Below are 19,052 nucleotides of genomic sequence, written 5' to 3' on the forward strand. Positions count from 1 at the left end.
GAAAGCGAGCTGTTCAAAGAAAAAGCAAAAGAGCGCTATAAAATTGAAGCGAAAAATAGTGAACTCAAACATAGACACGGGTATGATGTGGCATCTTCCTCGGGTCTTATTGGCATGCGAATGCAAGGGGCGATGGCCATATTCGCAGTTAATTTAAAACGAATTATGACATTATTAAAAGGGAAACAGTAACAAAAGTATAGAGAGAAAGGCGACCTTTCGTTCAAAACTGAACGAAAGGTCGCCTTTTTTGTTTTACATATGTTTTATGAGATGAAAAACGGAAGTTTTTCAGTGGCCTCATTTAAAGAAAGCAGCCCTTTCGTTTACTATGTTATTTTTCTAATTCGATAATGATCTCTTTTAACACGAGGTCCTCTTTTTGGCTACCAATTTTCTTTAATATATTAAATTTACTTCCTTCACTTCCAGCTCCTCCTGCTTCACCATAATTATCAGCATTATGATTACTTAACATAACATGAGGAGTTATAATAAGTTTTGTTGCATTCGGATTGATTTTTTGAAATGTTTTGCTTCCATTCAAAGTATAAGAACTTTCATCACGTATACTCCCATTTCCTTCTCCGGCATAACTATTCCCTAAATCATCCTTAATTCTCAAATCAACATATACTTCATCCCATCTATTTTTCATATACTCGGAAACTTCTTGTTTATACGAAACGATAAATGACATCGGTGATACGGATAATTTCTCAATAGATACCTTTACTCCGTCTCGTTCTACACTACTATGAATTAGTTTTTCTTTACTTTCCGTTGCCTTTAAAGTGAAATCAAAGTTCCAATTCCCTTTTATTTCTTTCCCTGTATTTGTGTTTGTAATGCACTCTATATTCCATTGCATATTTACACTTTCTTCTTTAGTAGCCTCCAAGGTACTAGCAGTATATAAACCTACATACTTATAGTTATCTACTTTTTTAATTCCATTACTTCCCGACGTGACTTTACTGTCCCTTCTTTCACATTTAACACTTCCGAAATTTCTAAAATAGATAAATCTTGATAGTAAAAAAGAATAATAACAATTTGATGCTTGCTAGATAATTGCTGCACTGCATCGAGAATCATCTGAGACTCTTCTTGTATGAGATAATTATTTTCTGGTGTTTTCACATCTTTTATACGAAACCATGTTTCAGGGTGCAAAAAGGCAAACTGCTTTTTCCGCTTCTGTTTTAAAGTTGTATGAATTAATATTTGATGAAACCAAGTCTTAAACGAAGCAATCTCTCCATTAAAACGATGAATTTCCCAACCACATCTTTATTTTTTGAAGAAACTAGTGATTCATCATGTGGGTGTTAATGCGCTAATGAATGAGATAAACTATTGGATTGGCGTCGCTTCAAGGGATCATGTTTTAAAAGGTGTAGAAGGTGGATTCGCCGGGCTTTGTCACGGCAAATCCTCCCCATTAAAAAGAATGAAATCTGGAGATTGGATTATATATTATTCTTCTAAACATAAGTTAAATGAAAAAGCACCATGTCAAATGTTCACAGCTATTGGCAATGTAATTGATGACCATATTTACGAGTTTGATATGGAGAACGGTTTTATTCCTTTTCGCAGAAATATCAAATTTTATCAATGTAATGAAATAGACATTCATCCACTTATTGATAAACTATCCTTTATTCAAAATAAGAAAAAGTGGGGATATCCATTCCGATATGGGTATCTCAAAATAAGCAAAGAAAATTTTACATTAATAGCACGGGAAATGGGTATTGAAACTATTGAATTCCCTACTTGATAAGAATTTAAAAAAGATCAGCCTTCAACATATTGAAGGCTGATCCCTTTATCTAAATAGATATTCATTTTCACATATAACAAGTATTATGTAAAAAACATAACCCCCCATATCAAACTCTATTTTACAATTTCAAATCCTAAATATAATCAATAACTTTTATTTTCCCTCTTCGCTATATCCATTTTTTTATGAAATAAAAAGCTTATTCTGTCACTGTTTTGTCAATTTACTATAAAAAAAGAATGAATTCATAATAAAAACATCTATTCACTCGCTACCAATTGTGATATTCTTTTCATTGGAAAAATTACTTATTGGTGGTGCATCCATGTTTTTAGCGTTCAAAAGGTTTTTAATTGGTAGACCTCTTAAATCAACTGCATTAGGTGAACAAAAATTAAATAAATTAAAGGCATTAGCCATTCTTTCATCTGATGCTCTTTCTTCTGTTGCTTATGGAACAGAACAAATTTTAATTGTTCTTGCAGCAATCGGATCAATTGCTTTTTGGTATTCTATTCCAATCGCAATCGGTGTTCTCATTTTGTTAACGGCACTTATTTTATCGTACAGACAGATCATTTATGCCTATCCACACGGCGGAGGAGCTTACGTTGTTTCTAAAACAAATATAGGTATAAATGCGGGTCTTGTTGCCGGGGGATCCTTACTGGTAGATTATATTCTTACCGTAGCTGTAAGTGTATCCGCAGGGACAGATGCGATTACATCCGCATTTCCAGCTTTACATCAGTACACCGTAATAATCGCTGTAATACTTGTTATTTTTATTACCATTCTGAATCTTAGAGGAGTAACTGAATCAGCTTCTATTCTAGCTTATCCTGTCTATCTCTTCGTATTAGCACTTATCGTATTAATTTCTGTTGGAGTCTTTAAAATTGCAACTGGACAAGCGCCGGCATCTTTACATTCACCTATTGGTACGGTAGCACCAGGAATTACATTATTCTTTTTATTAAAAGCATTCTCATCTGGGTGTTCTGCATTAACAGGGGTAGAAGCGATTTCAAATGCAATCCCTAACTTTAAGGCGCCAGCTGCTAAAAACGCAGCCACTACTTTAGTGATGATGGGAGCAATTCTTGCAGTATTATTTACTGGTATCACCGTTTTAGCATATTGGTACGGTATCGCTCCGAAACACAACGAGACTGTTGTCTCTCAAATTGCTTCGGATGTATTCGGAAGAAATTATGTGTATTACTTTATTCAAGGAACAACTGCACTTATTTTAGTATTAGCTGCTAATACGGGATTCTCCGCATTCCCATTATTAGCTTTTAACCTAGCATCAGATAAATATATGCCTCGCATGTTTTTAATGCGCGGTGATCGACTAGGATATTCAAATGGAATTATGACTCTTGGAATCGCTTCTATCATTTTAATTATTGCGTTTCAAGGAAAAACAGAACAATTAATCCCGCTGTACGCAGTTGGTGTATTTCTTCCTTTCACCTTGTCACAAACGGGAATGATTATAAAATGGTTGCGTGAAAAACCAGCAGGATGGTTACCTAAATTACTAACAAATTTAGTAGGTGCACTTATTTCATTATCTGTATTACTTATATTCTTTATCACAAAGTTTTCACAAGTATGGTCTGTCGTTATCTTCCTGCCAATTATTGTGTACATCTTTCATTGTATCTATAAACATTACGATTCGGTTGGTGAACAATTACGTATCAATCCAAACGACATTCCTCACAAAATTGAAGGAAACATCGTTATCGTACCGGTTGCAGGAATTACAAAGGTAGTTGAACAATCCATAAATTATGCTGAGGCTATCGGTGATACTGTCATTGCTGTATATGTAGCATTTGATAAAGAAAGTGAAATAAAGATGCAGCAAAAATGGAAAGAATGGAAGCCAGATGTTCGTCTTATTACAGTCGTTTCTTCTTATAGAAGCTTAATGAGACCTATTACAAAATTAGTAGCAAAGATTCAAGAGAAAGCACAAGAAAATCATCATTCCGTTACTGTTCTTATTCCGCAGTTTATCACAAAGAAAAGTTGGCATAACTTTTTACACAACCAATCAAGTATTTTATTAAGGATTTATCTTTTATATAAAAAGAATGTTATTGTTTCAACTGTTCCGTATCGATTTAAGAAATAGAGTTTAAAACTGTTACAAGTTTCTATTTTTCTATTAAAACGAGACCTCTAACTATTAATCAGTTAGGGGTCTCGTTTTTGTTTTCCTTACTTATACGATATATTTAGCAGAATTGGTATTTTAAGTAAAATGAATTTTAAAGAGGAAATTGATAAAGTCTTACCGTGGTCAATGGATTTACCATCTAGTTGCAAAGTACCGAAAAAAAGTGAAGAAAACAAAAAGTAACTCTAAAATCAACCTTTGTTGTATATTTTGGAGTTACTTGACGTTTACCAATCAAATCTTTTCAACACTATTATATATTTTTTATAGGTCATTTTTTACCTTGTTCACCATTTGCTATTAACGTACTTCCTGAAAATGTCTCTTTTTGCATGAAAACTTTATTAATTAACTCTTTCTGTTCCTCTTGTGACATTACACCCTTACCTTCACCAAGGTTCCCGCTTTGTAATTTCCAAATCGTATTATGATCGGCATCAACCTTCTCGTATTTCCCTTGTTTCCACCTTTCTAAAATATCTATATATACATTTTTATGATTCATATCACCGCTCTTAATAACCCCTAATAAACTTTCAATTCGTTCTTGCGTTATAAAAATATAACCCCACTTTTGATCTGCTTTTACTTTTTGATGTGCCATTTCGTGTAATGCAATTTGTACTTTTTCATCAGTCCACTTAAAATCTTTATTAAAATCACTATTTGGCAACGAGTAATTACCATTATCTAACAGATTTACGTTTTCTGCTTTTACTTTGCTATCAGCTAACACTTCCACTGCTGGAGCCGCTGTTGGTGTTTGTTTAGTAGTTGCTTTACTTTGATTGAGGTAATATAAGATTCCATAAGTAAGTGCCACACCGATTACTGCCATCCCAGCAATGATTCCTAGTATTTTTAATAGTGTTTTCATTGTCCGATTTTCCTCCCCAGCATTCCATTACTTATTTTCTTCCTACCTATTTCGTTATTCACAAAAATTATCCATCTGTTCTCTCCCCCAAAAATACTATTTTATCAAAATCTTTCATAGACTTCCTTTTATTGTATTTCTTTTCAGTTTAATATTGCAAGATTATTCTGTAAAATCATCATAACTTTATACATTGGAAGTTTTCTTCATCGTTTATAAATAGGGAACGAGGCGCTATTAACTTTTATTATGCTGTTTTGACCGTCTCCATTTAAATAAAGGGTGTTTATGTTGAATAAATCTACAAAAAGAAACGCTCAGAGTTTTCTTACTCTAAGCGTTTTTTCTTTACGTTTAACTATCAGTATAAATTATTCATTTTAATAAAATATACTTATTAAAATGAAATCTTAGGAACCCTCACTGGAGAACCTTCGAATATTAGTTATGTACCAACATGGAACTATGGTAAAGCCAGCATTTTGAACGTGGGAGAGTTAAAATTTGATTTTACAATATTGCTACAAAAATACGAAAAACTCCGGAAGCAATACTCATTGCCATTCGGCCAATCTTATCAACAAGGATTCCTGTAACGAGTGACGGAAGATACATTGAACCTACATGAAATCCAATGACAAGACCCACTTCACTTAAGCCATGACCATGGTGTTTCATATTCAATAGCATTTCCATTCATATCGTATACAAGAAAACCATACAGACTACTCCCCTTTTACATAACCAGTGCTATCGGAAGTAGATAGCACTGGTTGCATATTACCTTCTATTTAAAGAAATAGTAATAAGATAAAATCCTGTATTTTGGAGGTTAAAATATGCGAAAGATAACTGCTATTCTTTTTTGTATATTGTTTTTTATATTCAGTAGCAATATATTAGCGGAAGCTTCCTCGTTTAGTGATCTGCCTATATCAAAGTCATCTGAACATTGGCACTTGAAAATTGATAAAGCTAACAATGACCCAAGGCTTTCAAAACCAAAGCCAGGCGTAGTAAACACATATAGTCTAGATGTGAAGAACCTAGGAAAAGATGTTTATAATTTAGATGTAGATATATACAGTAACTTTAACGATTCCAAGACTTTGCGGGGAAATATAGACGCGCTTGAGACTGAGAGAACAGTCACCACTAATGAGTGTCATTTTCCTAATTTTCCTGTGTCAGTAAAAGCAAAAGGTATTACGGTTATTGTTACATGGCAAGAGGAACTACCAAAGACGCTAGAAAATGGTCAAAAAATACAAGCAAGAAAATACAAACAAATATTTGTGTTCGATCAAAAATAAATGATAAAAAGCTCTCCTTAAAATTAGAGAGCTTTTATCATTTCTTATCCATCCAATGACAATAAGAGGTTTAATTTGTACTGAACTCCAAAAGTTAGACTTTTTTCGGAATGATTCCTCACTCCGATTTCATAGTTCTATCCAGTAACGCTGAACACTTTCGCCAGTAACAGGGGAAATTACTTCATTTTCTAAGATACCTCCAACTTTTTGAATGGTTTTTGCAGAGCCGATATTTACTTTGTCACAAGTTATCAACACTTTCTCCAATCCTAATTTTTTCGCTTCAAATAAGGAAAGCCGAAGTTGCTCTGTGGCGTAACCTTTTCGACGTTCGTCAGGGTGCACGCTATAACCGATATGCCCGCTCTCCATCAGTAATTCTGGCGTTAATCGATGGCGGATATTGATTAAACCGAGTAATTTCCCCTTTTCAATACTCAAAAACTGAGTGGATGAAACTCGATTTGCTGGTAATTTTTCTCCTTTTTCTTGAATTTCGACTTTTTCAAACCATTCGTCTACGGAATCAAAATTTTGTAAGGAACAACTACCATAAGGTTGTTCTCTTGAATTTAGGAATGCCTGTCGATAAGCCATGATTTGTTCGCTATACTGGTGTGTTGGTTTCACTAATTTCATTGTCATCCTCTTTCTCCTATATCATTTTTCATTCCAGTTTATAACATTCAGAATAGAACGAATAGAATGAGAGAAGTTTTTTCTTTTTAGTCCCTCAGCACCAAACTTTTTATACGGGTTAATCCATTGCCTAACTCGTTCAAGATATTCTTCAATAATACGCAATATTAATTCAAAATCATATTTTTAAAATCTAAATTTCATCACACAATCATATCAGATCTTTTGGACTACTAAATTTAGAAAAATCTATTTCCTTGCAAAATCTTTCTCTGCTTGATCAGTATATATTCTCATCATAATTTCCCCTTCCGAAACCAAACCTCTAGCAATTCGGTCTCTCTTTCTCTTGATATACCTGCTTTTCGTTCTGTATCCTGCCTCGATTTCTCCCATCGATACACATCACAAATAATATCTTCAATAGGTCTAAAGGAAAGACCAGCGTTAACAGCTTTTTCTATACTGATGAAAAAACTACCTTTCCACGGTTCTGTCTCTCCTTCTAATGGGAAATTTTCAGGAATCCATAAAGGCAACTCCGTCCATGGCTTTACTTTATTCTCAATTAAAAACTGTTCTTCTGCCCATACAAATTCAGCATCGCTATTTGTTACTGCTTTACAAGTATTTAATAGTTCGTCTATCGTCAATTCATTATTCGGCCCTGTTACATTAAACTTGCCTACTTTTCTGTTTTCTGCCATATCGAATGCCCAGGTTGCCACATCTTTCACGTCAATCAGTTGAACAGGACGGTCTGAACGTCCTGGCACCATTATTTTCCCACCTTGTGTTACACGCTGAACCCAGTACGGGAGTCGATCTGAATAGTCAAATGGTCCAACAAGAAGCCCTGCTCTTACATGCAAAACACGCCCCGGCCAATGTTTTTCTGCTTCTTCTTCACATAAAACTTTAAGTGCTCCATAATACTCGTAAGGAGATATTTCCCCATCCTCAACAGCTTTTAACTTATCGCTAGGCGGCATAGGCTGTAAATGATAGCCTTCCTTAATATGAAGTGGAATCCAATCTTTGTAAGTAGAGATACTGGATATAAATGTATAATGTTCGATGTTATCTCCAAGTACAGCAGCAATTTTTTTAATTTGATGAGGAGCAAATCCACATGTGTCCATTACAACATCCCATTTTCGATTTGCTAAACATGATACATCACTGTCTCTATTGCCGGTTAGCTGCTCTACTTCAGGAAATACATCTTTATTCGTGCCGCGATTAAATAAGGTAACTTCATGCCCTCTTTTCAATGCTTCTTCTACTAAAGCTCTTCCCAAAAAACGAGTCCCCCCCAATATAAGGACCTTCATAAAATTACCCCCATTCATTTTCATAACCTATAAAATTAACATTCACTTTATATAACGATTTTCCTACTGAAAAAGTTACGGGGGTGATAAGAAAATTAATGTTGTTTTATTCATGTACTGTAAACAAATTATGTTGCTTTCTTCAATATGATTTTTTAATCATATACCGGAATCATTCCATCATAAAAAAACTCCTAATTAATCAGAAGGCTACCAATCTTATAACATACAATTCTAAAGCTTGCAGGAGCATTTCTTCAATTTCAGGTGTTCCGTATGTTTTCTTCTAAACCATCGTACCCACAAACTAGACATATATAAGCCATTCATTTCTCCCGTTCTAAGTTACCAACTGTCAAAAGAAAGAAAAAGATAAGGAAACATTTTGTTATTCTGCCCATTTTGCTATTGCGATTGGCGATGATGAAGAAGATATTTTTAAAGCAGCAGATGGGATTCCAAACAATGTAACAGCGCTTATTACAAACAACGCTAATAGAAATACGGAAAATGAATTTGATGTTACTATTGAATTTGATGGAGGTACAGATACAGTAGAGGTTGAAGCGGGTGTAGGTGTAGTTATTTCATATGAAAATGTACGCCGTATTTTCGCTACTTTTAATGAGGGGACAACACCAATTTTTGGTGAGGTTGATCTTCAATATGTGTACAAGTTCTAATGAGAAGAAAACCTTGCTTATATAGCAGGGTTTTCTTTTTTAAATATAGCCCTTCTATTAATAATTATAATTTTTTTTTGATTAAGGGGTTTATTAAGGGTAATGATTATTGCTTTTTTAAAAGATAAATTAGAACTCTGTTGCTGTACAATAAGAATGAGGTGATACATAATGAAAAAAACGCTACAAGATGTGCTTAAAAAGTACGGTGTCATGCATCTAGAGAAAAATATTTTAGATACGCTTGAGCAAACGATTCAAATACATTTATGTAGAGAATCTGACGAAAAAATAGCAGTGGGAACATCAAAATTCGGAGGTTTTCCTGATTTTCCTGATGAATTAGAGATTCCAATGAAAAATGACATATCGCTACACTTTATTGGACAACTGAATTTAGAGGAAGTACAACCCTATCACAAAGGAAATCCACTACCTACAAAAGGCATGCTCTATTTCTTTTATGATGCCGAAGAACAGCCATGGGGGTTTGATCCAAAAGATATTGGAGGACATCGTGTTCTGTATACGGAAAATATAGAAAAACTAAAACGGAGAGAAATCACAACAGAAACGTTCCCACCTTCACTAATTTCATTTCAAGAAACATGGACATTGACAAAAGAAAAAATTGGGAAAACGGGTTTATCAGATGATGATGAATGGGATTTTTATAAAGAAATAGAAGAAGTGTATATCGGGGAAGGGTATAATGGATTGCATCATTTACTCGGTTCAGCACAAGCTATACAGTCAGAAGAAATGGCAGAAGAGTGCCATCTTGTTACGCAAGGATTTTATTTAGGAAATGCATATCCTTCAAATAAAGAGGGAAAACGTTTGTCTGGTAGCTCTCGTGATTGGATGTTACTTTTACAAATTGATACCAACGACGAGTCTCAAATGTATTGGGGAGACACTGGTCTATTGTATTTTTGGATAAAAAAAGAAGATTTATTGCAAAAAAACTTCGAAAATACATGGTTGATTTTGCAATGTTGTTAAATTAAAAAGTATTCATTACGGTAAGTATTTCAGGTAATATAAAGAATCCTAATAAATAGCGTAAAAAACAACATATCGATTGGTATGTTGTTTTTCCTTGTTTTCATATGTTTTATTAAGGTACGATGGTGAAGAATAACTACAGTGAAGAAATACTTTGACCACCCTTCTCCATTCTTTATACTATTCCCTCAAACCAGCTCCAACAACTTTCCCTGACTCCTCATCTACAAGTTTGATAATGTCTCCCAATAAACTACTCTTTGTAGAACGGAACACAACCTGTGTCACTTCTTTCCCCTCAAAAGAACGGTCTTTTAAAGCGAATCCATTTGTATCTGCAACCGTTTTACTCACTTGGGTATCTTTCCATCCACCAATTACTTCTTTTTTCTGCGAATCAGAAAGTGAGTTCCAAGCGATTTCCCGTACATCTTTCGTTGTTTCTGTTGCTCCTGTTTTGTCGCCTGTTTGCTTATCTGCCGTTTGACATCCGCCTACTAATAGTAGTGAGGAAAAAGCAACCACTGAGAGAATTGTAGCCTTCAGTTGTTTCAAAATGATTCATCTCCTGTTCTATTCATTTATTATCATTTTCGACATTTGATTGTATATCCTTTATTTTCATTCGTAACATAAATGAGCAATCCTCTGTTCATAGGCATCTGAACTTCAACTCACAGCTAGCTCTACCCAATTCTTATATACTTTATAATGAGGCAAGTATGTCAAAATTGGACGTTATCATCAAAACTATATATACCAGAAAATTTATATTTTTTCAATTTTTTGTTAAAATAATTATAGAAAATAAGATTAGGAGATGATAACTTTTATTTAAGTACAAATATTTTTATTCACTAAAAAAGGAGAATTCATATGCAATACTTTATTGGGATTGTGCCTCCAGACGAATATAAAGAAAAAATAATTAAAGTTCAACAGCGATGGGAAAATAATTTACTTGTCGATGTTGTTGAGCCACACATTACGGTAAAAGCTCAAGGTGGCTTAACTGCCGATTTAGAATGGATTGAAAAATTGAAAAAGGTTTGTGCAAATTTTTCTACGTTCAATGTCTCCCTAAATCAACCAATGTTTTTTGGAGAAAGTGTTCTTTTCTTGGGTGTTTCATCAGAAAAAATTTTTGAATTACATCAAAAGATTGTTAATGCCATTTCTCCTGATAATGAGTTGATTAAAAAATATATGGAACTAGATAATTATGTACCTCATTTAACAATGGGACAAACACATTGGGGGTTATCTAGTAAAGAATTAAAAGCCATGGCTAATATAACTGAAAAAGAACTCAGTCCTTATCCTACATTTGAAGTGAATTTCATACGCATATATCAAGAAATTGAAACAAACAAATATGTAAAATATCTAGATATTCCGTTTAAAAAGCATCTTCAAATGTAGAGTCTTATTCGCTGTCAATTCATTTAATAAGACTTTGAAAGAATAGTAAAACGCTTGAATAGTTATCCAAGCGTTTTCAGAGTGCTGTAAGATGCTTACATGATAAATAAGTACAATTTCTTATTTTTCCTCATAACAAGTATTATGTTACTTTGTATCGGATACTTAATCATAAATAATTCCTCACAAAAAAACAAAAAGAAACAATTAACAGATATACAGAATGCCAATTACCTCGTTTCTTATACGGATACATGTAAGCCCCAAACTACACAAATCCGCATCAAAACTATATTTACCAAATGGATTAATCCCCATGCAGATTGCTACTGGCTGTGTATACCAAATTTTAATACAATTCCCCATATCTCAAGTACAATAGATTATTTTATGCTTTTAATGAAGACGACCATTTACGGTGAAGCTTATAATTTCATTCATAGACAACCTTGAAGACCCCTATCCTATATGCCGCCGCTAAAACAAACCTCAATAATCAGAATTAAGTTACACAGTTTTTTCTTTAATCAGCTCAACAAATTTCTGAAGAGCAGCCGAAAAAAGCACGTCTTTTCTCATAATAAAATAAGTTGGTACTTTGGAATATTTCTCAGGGAGAGCAGTCAAAGTTAAAGATTCCTCATGGTCTTTCAAAATTGATTTGACCATGACAGCAATGCCCATTCCGGCCTTCACACAACCGATGATTGCTTCAATCGTACCAAATTCTAATACACGCTTTGGATAGATACCTTCTTCTTTTAACCACTTTCCTACCATATTTCGATAGTGGCAGCCGTTCCCAAAAGCTAACATAGTGACTTTATCAAGCTCTTGAAAAGTATGTAAAGGTTGATGACTAATAATCGTTAGTTCTTCCTCACAAAACAAAATGGAAGTTAAATCTGGATGATGAACATCTTCAACAATAAAAGCTCCTTCTAGTTTACGTTCGAGCACAAGTTGTGTTAGCTCAGTGCTTGTATTGGCTTCTAACACTAATTCAACCTCAGGATAATTTTCATAATAGCTTTTCAGAAGTGGCGGTAATCGGACTGCAGCTGTAGAGTTGGTAGATCCAATCTTCAATGTGCCTAGAGGTGTTGAGTGATTACTTTGTACCAATCTGATTGATTGCTCAGTTAAGTCTAGTATTTTCCTAGCATATGTTAACAAAATCTCGCCATTAGAATTTAAAGTAACTCCCTTTCCGTTACGATAAAATAGAAGGACTCCCAACTCATCTTCTAGCTGTTTAATTTTCATAGTTACATTTGATTGAACATAGTTTAGTGATTTTGCTGCTCTCGATATACTTCCTTCTTCGGCTACTTTTTTAAATACAGTCAAATCTTTAATATCCATATAACTCACCTCTTGAGATATCATTTTTTTTGATATCTTTTATCTTTATTATTCATTTTACATGATGTCTTTCTATTCATACAATTAGAACAAGAGGAGGCTATGATAGAATGCAGCGACAAAAAACTAAAAATGGTTCCACTAGCTCTTACAAATGGATTATTTTATTGATTGCAACTATTTCACAAACATTTGCTACTTTTGTTACGTACGGGATTGGCCCGTTAGCTTCTTTATGGCAGCAAGTACATCACCTATCTCAGTTTCAAACCGGGTTACTTGTGTCAGCTGTAAATATTGGGCCGATCTTCTCAATGCTGTTTTTTGGAAACTTAATGGATCGATATGGCGAAAGATGGATTGTAGGAGGAGGATCTATTTTACTTGGAGCGAGTATGTTGCTTGCCTATCCAGTCACCAATTACACATATGTAGTTGCTATTTTACTATTTGTAGGAGTTTGGTATGGAACGGCACAACCTGGGGGCAGTAAAGCGATTGTAAAGTGGTTTCCTCCTCAGCGTAGAGGACTTGCAATGGGTATTCGTCAAACTGGAATTCCCATCGGAGGTGCTTTAGCTTCTAGTACGCTTCCTTTCTTTTTTTATGAATATGGCCTTCCTTCTGTAATCCTTGTGCAAGCAATTGTAGCTATGAGCGGGGGCTCATTGTTCATCCTATTTTATCGTGAGGAGCGTTCTAGCATTCAAAAAACAGAAACGGTTTCCTTCCTTACAAAGTTAAAGAAGATACAAAGAAACGATTCTCTCTATCCTATCTTTTTAATTGGAATAACAATGATGTCCTTACAAATGGTGCTCGTTTCTCACCTAATGAGTTATCTTACAAATGAAGTTCATACAAATCTTCATCATGCTGGAATATTATTAAGTGTAGTATTGCTAGGTGGAATGTTTGGGAGGGTCCTTCTAGCATGGGCTAGTGATAACATATTTAAAGGAAATCGCGTTATTCCATTACAAATTACTATCAGTATCACTGTCTTATTGCTCCTTTGCACGAGTTATGTCATGACCTATATGACTTTTTGGTTACTCATAATCTTCTGCTTCTGCCTTGGTTTCTTCGCTATCGGGTGGTTTAGTTTATTTATCGTTTTCGTATCAGAGAAATCAGATCCGCAATTTATTGGTTTAACTGTGAGTTTTGCTTTAACATTAAATCAATTTGCTATTGTACTTGCACCTGCGTTGTTTGGTATACTTGTTGACCATCTACATAGTTATACTGCTCCGTTTAGTATACTAGCTCTTCTCATTGCTTTGAGTGGAATATGGTTAAGCATTACCGAATATCGTAACAAACAATTACGTATTCGAAATTTCTTATCTGTTTAATAACTTTAGAAGAACGTTTTTCATTCCAAACTAACAAATACTCCTTTTGTTTTAACTAGTAAACATGATTACTTAACAAAGTATTTGAGTAAAAAATAAGTGTAGAAAAAGGACTGTACGCATTTCCTTTTTCTACACTTATTTTTCCCGATATGCTGAACAATGTTCGTCAGAAATTCGATAATTTTCCTTACCTGTTAATGCTGCAACTTCCACTAATTTTTGACCCAGTCTATCCCATACGGCAACTGTATTCAATGAAACCCATTCAATATTCCCTCGTGCAAGCCGAAAGGAAAGATAATGATTATCCGTTGTTACTAAGACTTCTTTATAAATAATTTGTTTGTTTTTACGATTTTGAATGACCAATACAATATCTAAATTTTCTTCTTCCTTAGGTATTTGAATAAGCTGTGCTACAAACATTCCATTGGGATTCTTCTTCGTCTTATAAATTTTTTCATTTTCAATTTTCATTTCTGGTCTTCCCCTCATACTCTCGTCCTCCTCCCTTATTCCTAATCAGTAATGATACTTTATTATTAAACTAAAATTTGAAGAAGTTTATAAAAAACGTGGGAAATTATTCATGACAGAAAGAAAAAATGTGGATGTTGAACATAAAGAAAAAGAACACATATTATAAAGGTTTAATATGCGTTCTAAGTCTAGTCTTTTTTGTTTTATAGCATATATATTCTTTGTAAATCCTACATATCATTCGATAACAACGTGATGCTATCCCTATAAAAAAATTATTTTAAGATCTCTATCTCCGTAATTCCCATCATCTCGTTAGTTGTAAGAATGGTAGCAAATTCCTCATGCAATGTAGCCAATGAAATAGCATGAATTTCTTCTGCACTGTAGTATATATCATTTGGCCCTTTCATTCCAAATGCAGCTGTGGCATCTGAAATAAGATATGTATCAAATCCTAAATTACCACTCATTCTTGTAGTAGTTGAAACGCAATGAGGCGTTGTTAACCCAACAATAACAACCTTTTCAATACCGTTCGTACGTAAGTACTCTTCTAAATTCGTCCCTATAAACGCACTATTTACTTTCTTTTGAATAACAACTTCACCCTCAATTGGCTTTACAATATCTTTAAATTCTGAACCTTCATGACTAGGATGCATGATAGAATGAATATTATCTGATAAATGTTCAATATGGATAATTGGGTATTTCTTTTTTCTCCATATTTTTAATAAACTTTCAATATTTTGTTCTGCTTCTAAATTATTTCGTACACCCCATTTTTCATGATTAAATGCTTTCTGAACATCAATAATTACTAATGCCGCATTATCTAATTTATTTAACATGTATTTCCCCCTGCCCTTAGAATGACTATATCTAATCATTAAATCCTTTTTTAGTCCTTTAATCCCATCCATTCATTGTTTCAGTCTTTATTCCAAACTACCAATTTCTTTTTGAATCTTTTTAGGTAACTTTTGAAGGACTAGCTCATAGGAATGAATAATTAACTTCTCCCATAACTCTTTAGGAATATCAGCATCTAGATAAATGGAATTCCAGTGTACTTTATTCAAGTAATATCCAGAAATAATCCCTTCGTATGTTTCCCTCAAATATTCAGCACGCTCTGGATCACATTTCAATGATAGTATAGGCTTCCCCACTGAATCTCCGCCAAGCATAGCAAACATTTTACCTCCCACTTGATAACGATCTGCTTGCCATTCTATTTTATAATCATGAATTGCTCCAAGCTGATTTCGACAATATCCTTCTAATATATGTTTCTCCATAAATAGGCTCCTTATATACAAATTTATTACTTCAAGCCCAAACAGTATTTATCTCAAATCATATGACGACTCGCAATCTGATAAGTATATAATACAAAAGATTCTTTACAGTTCCAATTGCTTAACTCCTTCTGAATTAACTCAAGATGCTTCTTAGAGATATCACTTATCGCATTTCCAACTGATTTCCTTACATACAATTATTTAAATACATCCGTTTTAATATTTCGACATATAAGTTATTGCTAAGCAGAATACATCATGACCTCAACTTCCCTTTGTTTTAAACTATTGCATGTGGTAGGAAAAGACCCTGACCGCTACTATGCACGGCCAGATGCTCTTATCCTCCTATAGAAAAAGGGGGGTATGTAAATGTTTTAACTTATATACATATAGTTAACTTCCTGTACTAGTAAATGCACTCAATCCAAATTTCCAAAAACGATAAGCTATAAAACATAGTATTATCGCAACGAGTGGTGTACATAAAGAAACCCATTTATATCCCTTATCGAAGAAATAAGCCGCTGGATAAAAGGACGTAAAACTATAAGGAATAATAAACGTTAAAATAAATGCGATCACTTTATTATAAATGGTAATCGGATATCGCGAAAAGTCACTTAAACTGAATACTGCTGATACAACAGGGAGACTATCTGTCATCCAAAAAGAAAATGTTATAAAAAATAAATTTAATGCAACAAAGATCATACCGCTTGATAAAATCATTATAATAAGTATCAGTACATTTCCAAACGAAATAGCAATATCTAAATTACTAATAGAATAATAAAGAACCACTCCCCCTATTAATAGTTGTCCTATTCCATCTTGTTGAACACGCTCTGCTATAATTTGGAACAGCGGATTAATTGGGCGAATAAGCAAACGGTCTAAATTTCCTGTCCGAATGTATTGCCATCCAATCGTCCATAAATTATCGAAGAAAATGTGATGGATTGCCCTTCCTGCAAAAGCAATTCCGTAGATTAAGAGAATTTGATAAAAATTCCATCCTTTTAAAGTTTCAATATGATCAAATACCACTTTTATAAAAAAGATAGCGGCAAATTGTTGAATGAAAACTGAAGAAATTCCTATTAAAAAGTCTACTTTATATTCCATCATCACTTTTAAGTGCTGCTTAAAATAGACAATGTATAAGAATGAGTATCGTTTAAGAGTTTGCAACAATTCACTCACCCCCCAAATATTGTGATTTTTCGGATTGCTAAAGTCCATAAGAATCTAACAAGTACTGTAATCACGATTAACCATATGAATTGTGTCGCAATTGCCATATAAGCTTGGGTACCTGATATAGAACCTGTATAAATAGAAACAGGGATATAGACCATAGACTGAAAAGGTAAAAACATACTCATTTCTTGAAACCATTGCGGATATAGCGATAATGGGACGAGTGCACCTGAACAAAATTGAATAACTGACTCTCGCAGAAGGCGTAGTCCCCATATATTAACAGTCCAAAAAGCTAATATACCGATAATAAGATCTAATTGCGTTCCAATTAAAATACCTAAAACTACACTTACCGTAAATAATAGAAAAGACTCTAATGATCGCGGTAGTTGAATCCCTACAAACCAAATGGCAAACAGTAACATAGGAAACGTTGTACGCATAGAATTAGAAATTTTTTGCCCTATATCCATCGCTACAAGTTTATCTAATAAGTGATATGGCTTCATCAGTTCCAATGCTATATCACCTTGTTTAATCATTCTAGCTAAGTTATTCCCTACTCCCGATACATATTGTTCCAACAACAAAGCTATAACCATATAAGTTAGCATGTTAGATAGTGAAAGTGCTCCAACAGTCTCTTTATTCTCATATACAGCAGTCCAAAAATAATACAACGTACATAATTTAACGATAATTGCAAATGTACCTGCCCAATACCACGCTGCATATGAGGTATCTAGCTTTATCTGCACTTTAAGCATTTCCCAATATTTCCTCAAAGGATTCCTCACCTCCATGCTGATAAAGATCTTTAATAATTGTCTCTAATTTAGGGTTAGAAATCGTCAAATCTAATATTTTATTGTGCCTTGCAAGTTCTGAAAGCACAAATTCCGATGAAACATATTTTGTATGAAAGCTTAACTCTACATGAGATTTACTTTCTGCTGCATTCTTCTGTACGACTATGTAATTTTGTAGTGATACAGGAATCTCAAACTTTGTGTACTCTTCTAATTCTAAAGATAGAATGCGGTTATAAGAAAAACGATCTTTAAGATTTTGTAAGTCCCCATCATAAATAATAGACCCTTTATCAATAATAATAATCCGCTGGCAAAGCTCTTCTATATCTTGCATATCATGAGTAGTTAATACAACTGTTGCATCCAATTTCTTATTCATTTCCTTAATAAAACTACGTATTTTTTCCTTTACATCAATATCTAAACCAATTGTAGGTTCATCTAGAAACACAACAGAAGGTTGATGAAGAAAAGCAGCAGCCAACTCACAACGCATTTTTTGTCCGAGTGATAGCTGACGAACAGGTAATGGCATTAAAGTTCCGAGATCCAGTACTTCTTCAAATAAATGTAACATTTCCTGATATTTTGTTTCTGGAATCTCATAAACATGTTTTAATAGTTCGAAAGACTCTCGCACCGGTATATCCCAAGCAAGTTGTGTACGTTGGCCAAAAACAGCTCCTATATTTTTAGCGTTTTCCTGTCTATCTTTGTATGGAATAATTCCATTTACCTTAATTTCACCTGTATCTGGAGTTAAGATTCCACACAGCATCTTGATAGTGGTTGACTTTCCAGCACCGTTGAATCCGATATATCCAACCATTTCTCCTTTTTCAACAGAAAAAGAAATCGGTTGCACTGCCTGCTTATCATAATACTTACGTTTAATCAAAGCTTTTATTGCACCCATTAGACCCGCTTTTCTCTCTAATATCTTATAGCTTTTCGTAACATTTTTTACTTCAATCATTTATAAATCCCCTACTTCCCCTTTACAAATATTAGCCGTTACACAGCTAAAGTATGATAGCAATCAAATAAATTCCTTCATCCTATTACACCTGCCTCCTATAAAATAGAGATTCATTGTAAATGATAATCTAGCACCCTCATACGAAAGCGTTTGCATAAATAGAAACTAGTATAATTTTACAGTAGCATTTAAATATTATCAATAGATTTAAGTGTATCGAAACGAACCACACGCAAAAACATTTTCCCCTTGACTTAATATCTTTACTATAACCTTT

Annotated in this window: 20 protein-coding genes and 2 pseudogenes; 8 read left to right on the forward strand and 14 right to left on the reverse strand. The window is 33.8% G+C overall.

Annotated elements, in window-relative coordinates:
• A partial coding sequence (locus tag BR72_RS10195; protein ID WP_035432645.1) for a transposase occupies positions 1 to 192 on the forward strand: 192 nt, incomplete at its 5' end.
• Between the two features lie 142 nt (positions 193 to 334).
• On the opposite strand, the gene BR72_RS10200 is transcribed toward BR72_RS10195, so the two are convergent.
• Together BR72_RS10200 and BR72_RS10205 are read right to left on the reverse strand one after the other, a co-directional pair.
• Complete coding sequence (locus tag BR72_RS10200) at positions 335 to 871, reverse strand: DUF5643 domain-containing protein (protein WP_051957288.1); 537 nt, start codon at positions 869 to 871, stop codon at positions 335 to 337.
• Positions 872 to 939: 68 nt separating this feature from the next.
• Complete coding sequence (locus BR72_RS10205; protein WP_331280391.1) at positions 940 to 1,278, reverse strand: RNA polymerase sigma factor; 339 nt, start codon at positions 1,276 to 1,278, stop codon at positions 940 to 942.
• A 64-nt stretch (positions 1,279 to 1,342) separates the two neighbouring features.
• On the opposite strand from BR72_RS10205, the gene BR72_RS10210 reads away from it, so the two are divergent.
• A complete protein-coding gene (locus BR72_RS10210) occupies positions 1,343 to 1,786 on the forward strand; it encodes an EVE domain-containing protein (protein WP_035432651.1) in 444 nt (147 codons plus the stop codon).
• Between the two features lie 331 nt (positions 1,787 to 2,117).
• A complete protein-coding gene (locus BR72_RS10215; RefSeq protein WP_035432656.1) occupies positions 2,118 to 3,941 on the forward strand; it encodes an APC family permease in 1,824 nt (607 codons plus the stop codon).
• Positions 3,942 to 4,257: 316 nt separating this feature from the next.
• On the opposite strand, the gene BR72_RS10220 is transcribed toward BR72_RS10215, so the two are convergent.
• Complete coding sequence (locus BR72_RS10220) at positions 4,258 to 4,863, reverse strand: PRK06770 family protein (protein WP_035432658.1); 606 nt, start codon at positions 4,861 to 4,863, stop codon at positions 4,258 to 4,260.
• A 449-nt stretch (positions 4,864 to 5,312) separates the two neighbouring features.
• Here BR72_RS10220 and BR72_RS27650 point away from each other — a divergent pair.
• A pseudogene (locus BR72_RS27650) lies at positions 5,313 to 5,408 on the forward strand (FMN-binding negative transcriptional regulator); the annotation flags it as partial.
• On the opposite strand, the pseudogene BR72_RS10225 reads toward BR72_RS27650, so the two are convergent.
• A pseudogene (locus BR72_RS10225) lies at positions 5,377 to 5,547 on the reverse strand (MFS transporter); the annotation flags it as partial. The pseudogenes BR72_RS27650 and BR72_RS10225 overlap by 32 nt on opposite strands.
• A 155-nt stretch (positions 5,548 to 5,702) precedes the next feature.
• Between BR72_RS10225 and BR72_RS10230 the strand changes: the two are divergent.
• Positions 5,703 to 6,176 (forward strand): hypothetical protein, encoded by a 474-nt coding sequence (locus BR72_RS10230; protein ID WP_035432664.1) that lies wholly within the window; start codon positions 5,703 to 5,705, stop codon positions 6,174 to 6,176.
• 129 nt (positions 6,177 to 6,305) lie between these two features.
• On the opposite strand, the gene BR72_RS10235 is transcribed toward BR72_RS10230, so the two are convergent.
• Both BR72_RS10235 and BR72_RS10240 read right to left on the reverse strand, forming a co-directional pair.
• Positions 6,306 to 6,818, reverse strand: a complete 513-nt coding sequence (locus BR72_RS10235) for a GNAT family N-acetyltransferase (protein WP_331280392.1) — start codon at positions 6,816 to 6,818, stop codon at positions 6,306 to 6,308.
• Between the two features lie 296 nt (positions 6,819 to 7,114).
• A complete protein-coding gene (locus BR72_RS10240; RefSeq protein WP_035432669.1) occupies positions 7,115 to 8,152 on the reverse strand; it encodes an SDR family oxidoreductase in 1,038 nt (345 codons plus the stop codon).
• Between the two features lie 854 nt (positions 8,153 to 9,006).
• Here BR72_RS10240 and BR72_RS10245 point away from each other — a divergent pair.
• Complete coding sequence (locus tag BR72_RS10245) at positions 9,007 to 9,840, forward strand: YwqG family protein (RefSeq protein WP_035432670.1); 834 nt, start codon at positions 9,007 to 9,009, stop codon at positions 9,838 to 9,840.
• A 183-nt stretch (positions 9,841 to 10,023) separates the two neighbouring features.
• Here BR72_RS10245 and BR72_RS10250 read toward each other — a convergent pair whose 3' ends face one another.
• Positions 10,024 to 10,398, reverse strand: coding sequence for a hypothetical protein (locus BR72_RS10250; protein ID WP_051957289.1), 375 nt, complete (start codon positions 10,396 to 10,398; stop codon positions 10,024 to 10,026).
• A 321-nt stretch (positions 10,399 to 10,719) separates the two neighbouring features.
• On the opposite strand from BR72_RS10250, the gene BR72_RS10255 reads away from it, so the two are divergent.
• Positions 10,720 to 11,265 (forward strand): 2'-5' RNA ligase family protein, encoded by a 546-nt coding sequence (locus tag BR72_RS10255; protein WP_197059940.1) that lies wholly within the window; start codon positions 10,720 to 10,722, stop codon positions 11,263 to 11,265.
• Positions 11,266 to 11,772: 507 nt separating this feature from the next.
• On the opposite strand, the gene BR72_RS10260 is transcribed toward BR72_RS10255, so the two are convergent.
• Positions 11,773 to 12,630, reverse strand: coding sequence for a LysR family transcriptional regulator (locus tag BR72_RS10260; RefSeq protein ID WP_035432672.1), 858 nt, complete (start codon positions 12,628 to 12,630; stop codon positions 11,773 to 11,775).
• Positions 12,631 to 12,740: 110 nt separating this feature from the next.
• On the opposite strand from BR72_RS10260, the gene BR72_RS10265 reads away from it, so the two are divergent.
• The gene (locus BR72_RS10265) at positions 12,741 to 13,988 is read left to right on the forward strand and encodes an MFS transporter (protein ID WP_035432673.1); all 1,248 of its coding nucleotides are present in this window, start codon (positions 12,741 to 12,743) and stop codon (positions 13,986 to 13,988) included.
• A gap of 138 nt (positions 13,989 to 14,126) precedes the next feature.
• On the opposite strand, the gene BR72_RS10270 is transcribed toward BR72_RS10265, so the two are convergent.
• The 6 genes from BR72_RS10270 to BR72_RS10295 form a co-directional block, all read right to left on the reverse strand.
• Positions 14,127 to 14,486: a hypothetical protein gene (locus BR72_RS10270; RefSeq protein WP_035432675.1), complete on the reverse strand. Its 360-nt coding sequence runs from the start codon at positions 14,484 to 14,486 to the stop codon at positions 14,127 to 14,129.
• Positions 14,487 to 14,746: 260 nt separating this feature from the next.
• Positions 14,747 to 15,325: a cysteine hydrolase family protein gene (locus tag BR72_RS10275; RefSeq protein WP_035432676.1), complete on the reverse strand. Its 579-nt coding sequence runs from the start codon at positions 15,323 to 15,325 to the stop codon at positions 14,747 to 14,749.
• 87 nt (positions 15,326 to 15,412) lie between these two features.
• Positions 15,413 to 15,775: an MmcQ/YjbR family DNA-binding protein gene (locus BR72_RS10280; RefSeq protein ID WP_035432677.1), complete on the reverse strand. Its 363-nt coding sequence runs from the start codon at positions 15,773 to 15,775 to the stop codon at positions 15,413 to 15,415.
• 399 nt (positions 15,776 to 16,174) lie between these two features.
• Positions 16,175 to 16,975, reverse strand: a complete 801-nt coding sequence (locus BR72_RS10285) for an ABC transporter permease (protein ID WP_035432678.1) — start codon at positions 16,973 to 16,975, stop codon at positions 16,175 to 16,177.
• Between the two features lie 5 nt (positions 16,976 to 16,980).
• Entirely contained in the window at positions 16,981 to 17,769 is a 789-nt protein-coding gene (locus tag BR72_RS10290; RefSeq protein WP_035432680.1) for an ABC transporter permease, read from the reverse strand.
• On the reverse strand, positions 17,744 to 18,772 hold the full coding sequence (locus tag BR72_RS10295) for an ABC transporter ATP-binding protein (RefSeq protein WP_035432682.1): 1,029 nt from the start codon (positions 18,770 to 18,772) through the stop codon (positions 17,744 to 17,746). The genes BR72_RS10290 and BR72_RS10295 overlap by 26 nt, the downstream gene beginning before the upstream one ends.
• Positions 18,773 to 19,052 lie beyond the last annotated feature (280 nt).

This window comes from Bacillus sp. UNC322MFChir4.1 (assembly GCF_000746135.1).
Taxonomy (GTDB): domain Bacteria; phylum Bacillota; class Bacilli; order Bacillales; family Bacillaceae_G; genus Bacillus_A.

Coding starts and splice junctions, on each gene's coding strand:
- BR72_RS10255 (WP_197059940.1), top strand. CDS start 10,720: ATGCAATACTTTATTGGGATTGTGCCTCCAGACGAATATAAAGAAAAA.
- BR72_RS10200 (WP_051957288.1), bottom strand. CDS start 871: ATGCAATGGAATATAGAGTGCATTACAAACACAAATACAGGGAAAGAA.
- BR72_RS10210 (WP_035432651.1), top strand. CDS start 1,343: ATGAATGAGATAAACTATTGGATTGGCGTCGCTTCAAGGGATCATGTT.
- BR72_RS10235 (WP_331280392.1), bottom strand. CDS start 6,818: ATGAAATTAGTGAAACCAACACACCAGTATAGCGAACAAATCATGGCT.
- BR72_RS10230 (WP_035432664.1), top strand. CDS start 5,703: ATGCGAAAGATAACTGCTATTCTTTTTTGTATATTGTTTTTTATATTC.
- BR72_RS10295 (WP_035432682.1), bottom strand. CDS start 18,772: ATGATTGAAGTAAAAAATGTTACGAAAAGCTATAAGATATTAGAGAGA.
- BR72_RS10240 (WP_035432669.1), bottom strand. CDS start 8,152: ATGAAGGTCCTTATATTGGGGGGGACTCGTTTTTTGGGAAGAGCTTTA.
- BR72_RS10270 (WP_035432675.1), bottom strand. CDS start 14,486: ATGAGGGGAAGACCAGAAATGAAAATTGAAAATGAAAAAATTTATAAG.
- BR72_RS10245 (WP_035432670.1), top strand. CDS start 9,007: ATGAAAAAAACGCTACAAGATGTGCTTAAAAAGTACGGTGTCATGCAT.
- BR72_RS10220 (WP_035432658.1), bottom strand. CDS start 4,863: ATGAAAACACTATTAAAAATACTAGGAATCATTGCTGGGATGGCAGTA.
- BR72_RS10275 (WP_035432676.1), bottom strand. CDS start 15,325: ATGTTAAATAAATTAGATAATGCGGCATTAGTAATTATTGATGTTCAG.
- BR72_RS10260 (WP_035432672.1), bottom strand. CDS start 12,630: ATGGATATTAAAGATTTGACTGTATTTAAAAAAGTAGCCGAAGAAGGA.
- BR72_RS10280 (WP_035432677.1), bottom strand. CDS start 15,775: ATGGAGAAACATATATTAGAAGGATATTGTCGAAATCAGCTTGGAGCA.
- BR72_RS10265 (WP_035432673.1), top strand. CDS start 12,741: ATGCAGCGACAAAAAACTAAAAATGGTTCCACTAGCTCTTACAAATGG.
- BR72_RS10215 (WP_035432656.1), top strand. CDS start 2,118: ATGTTTTTAGCGTTCAAAAGGTTTTTAATTGGTAGACCTCTTAAATCA.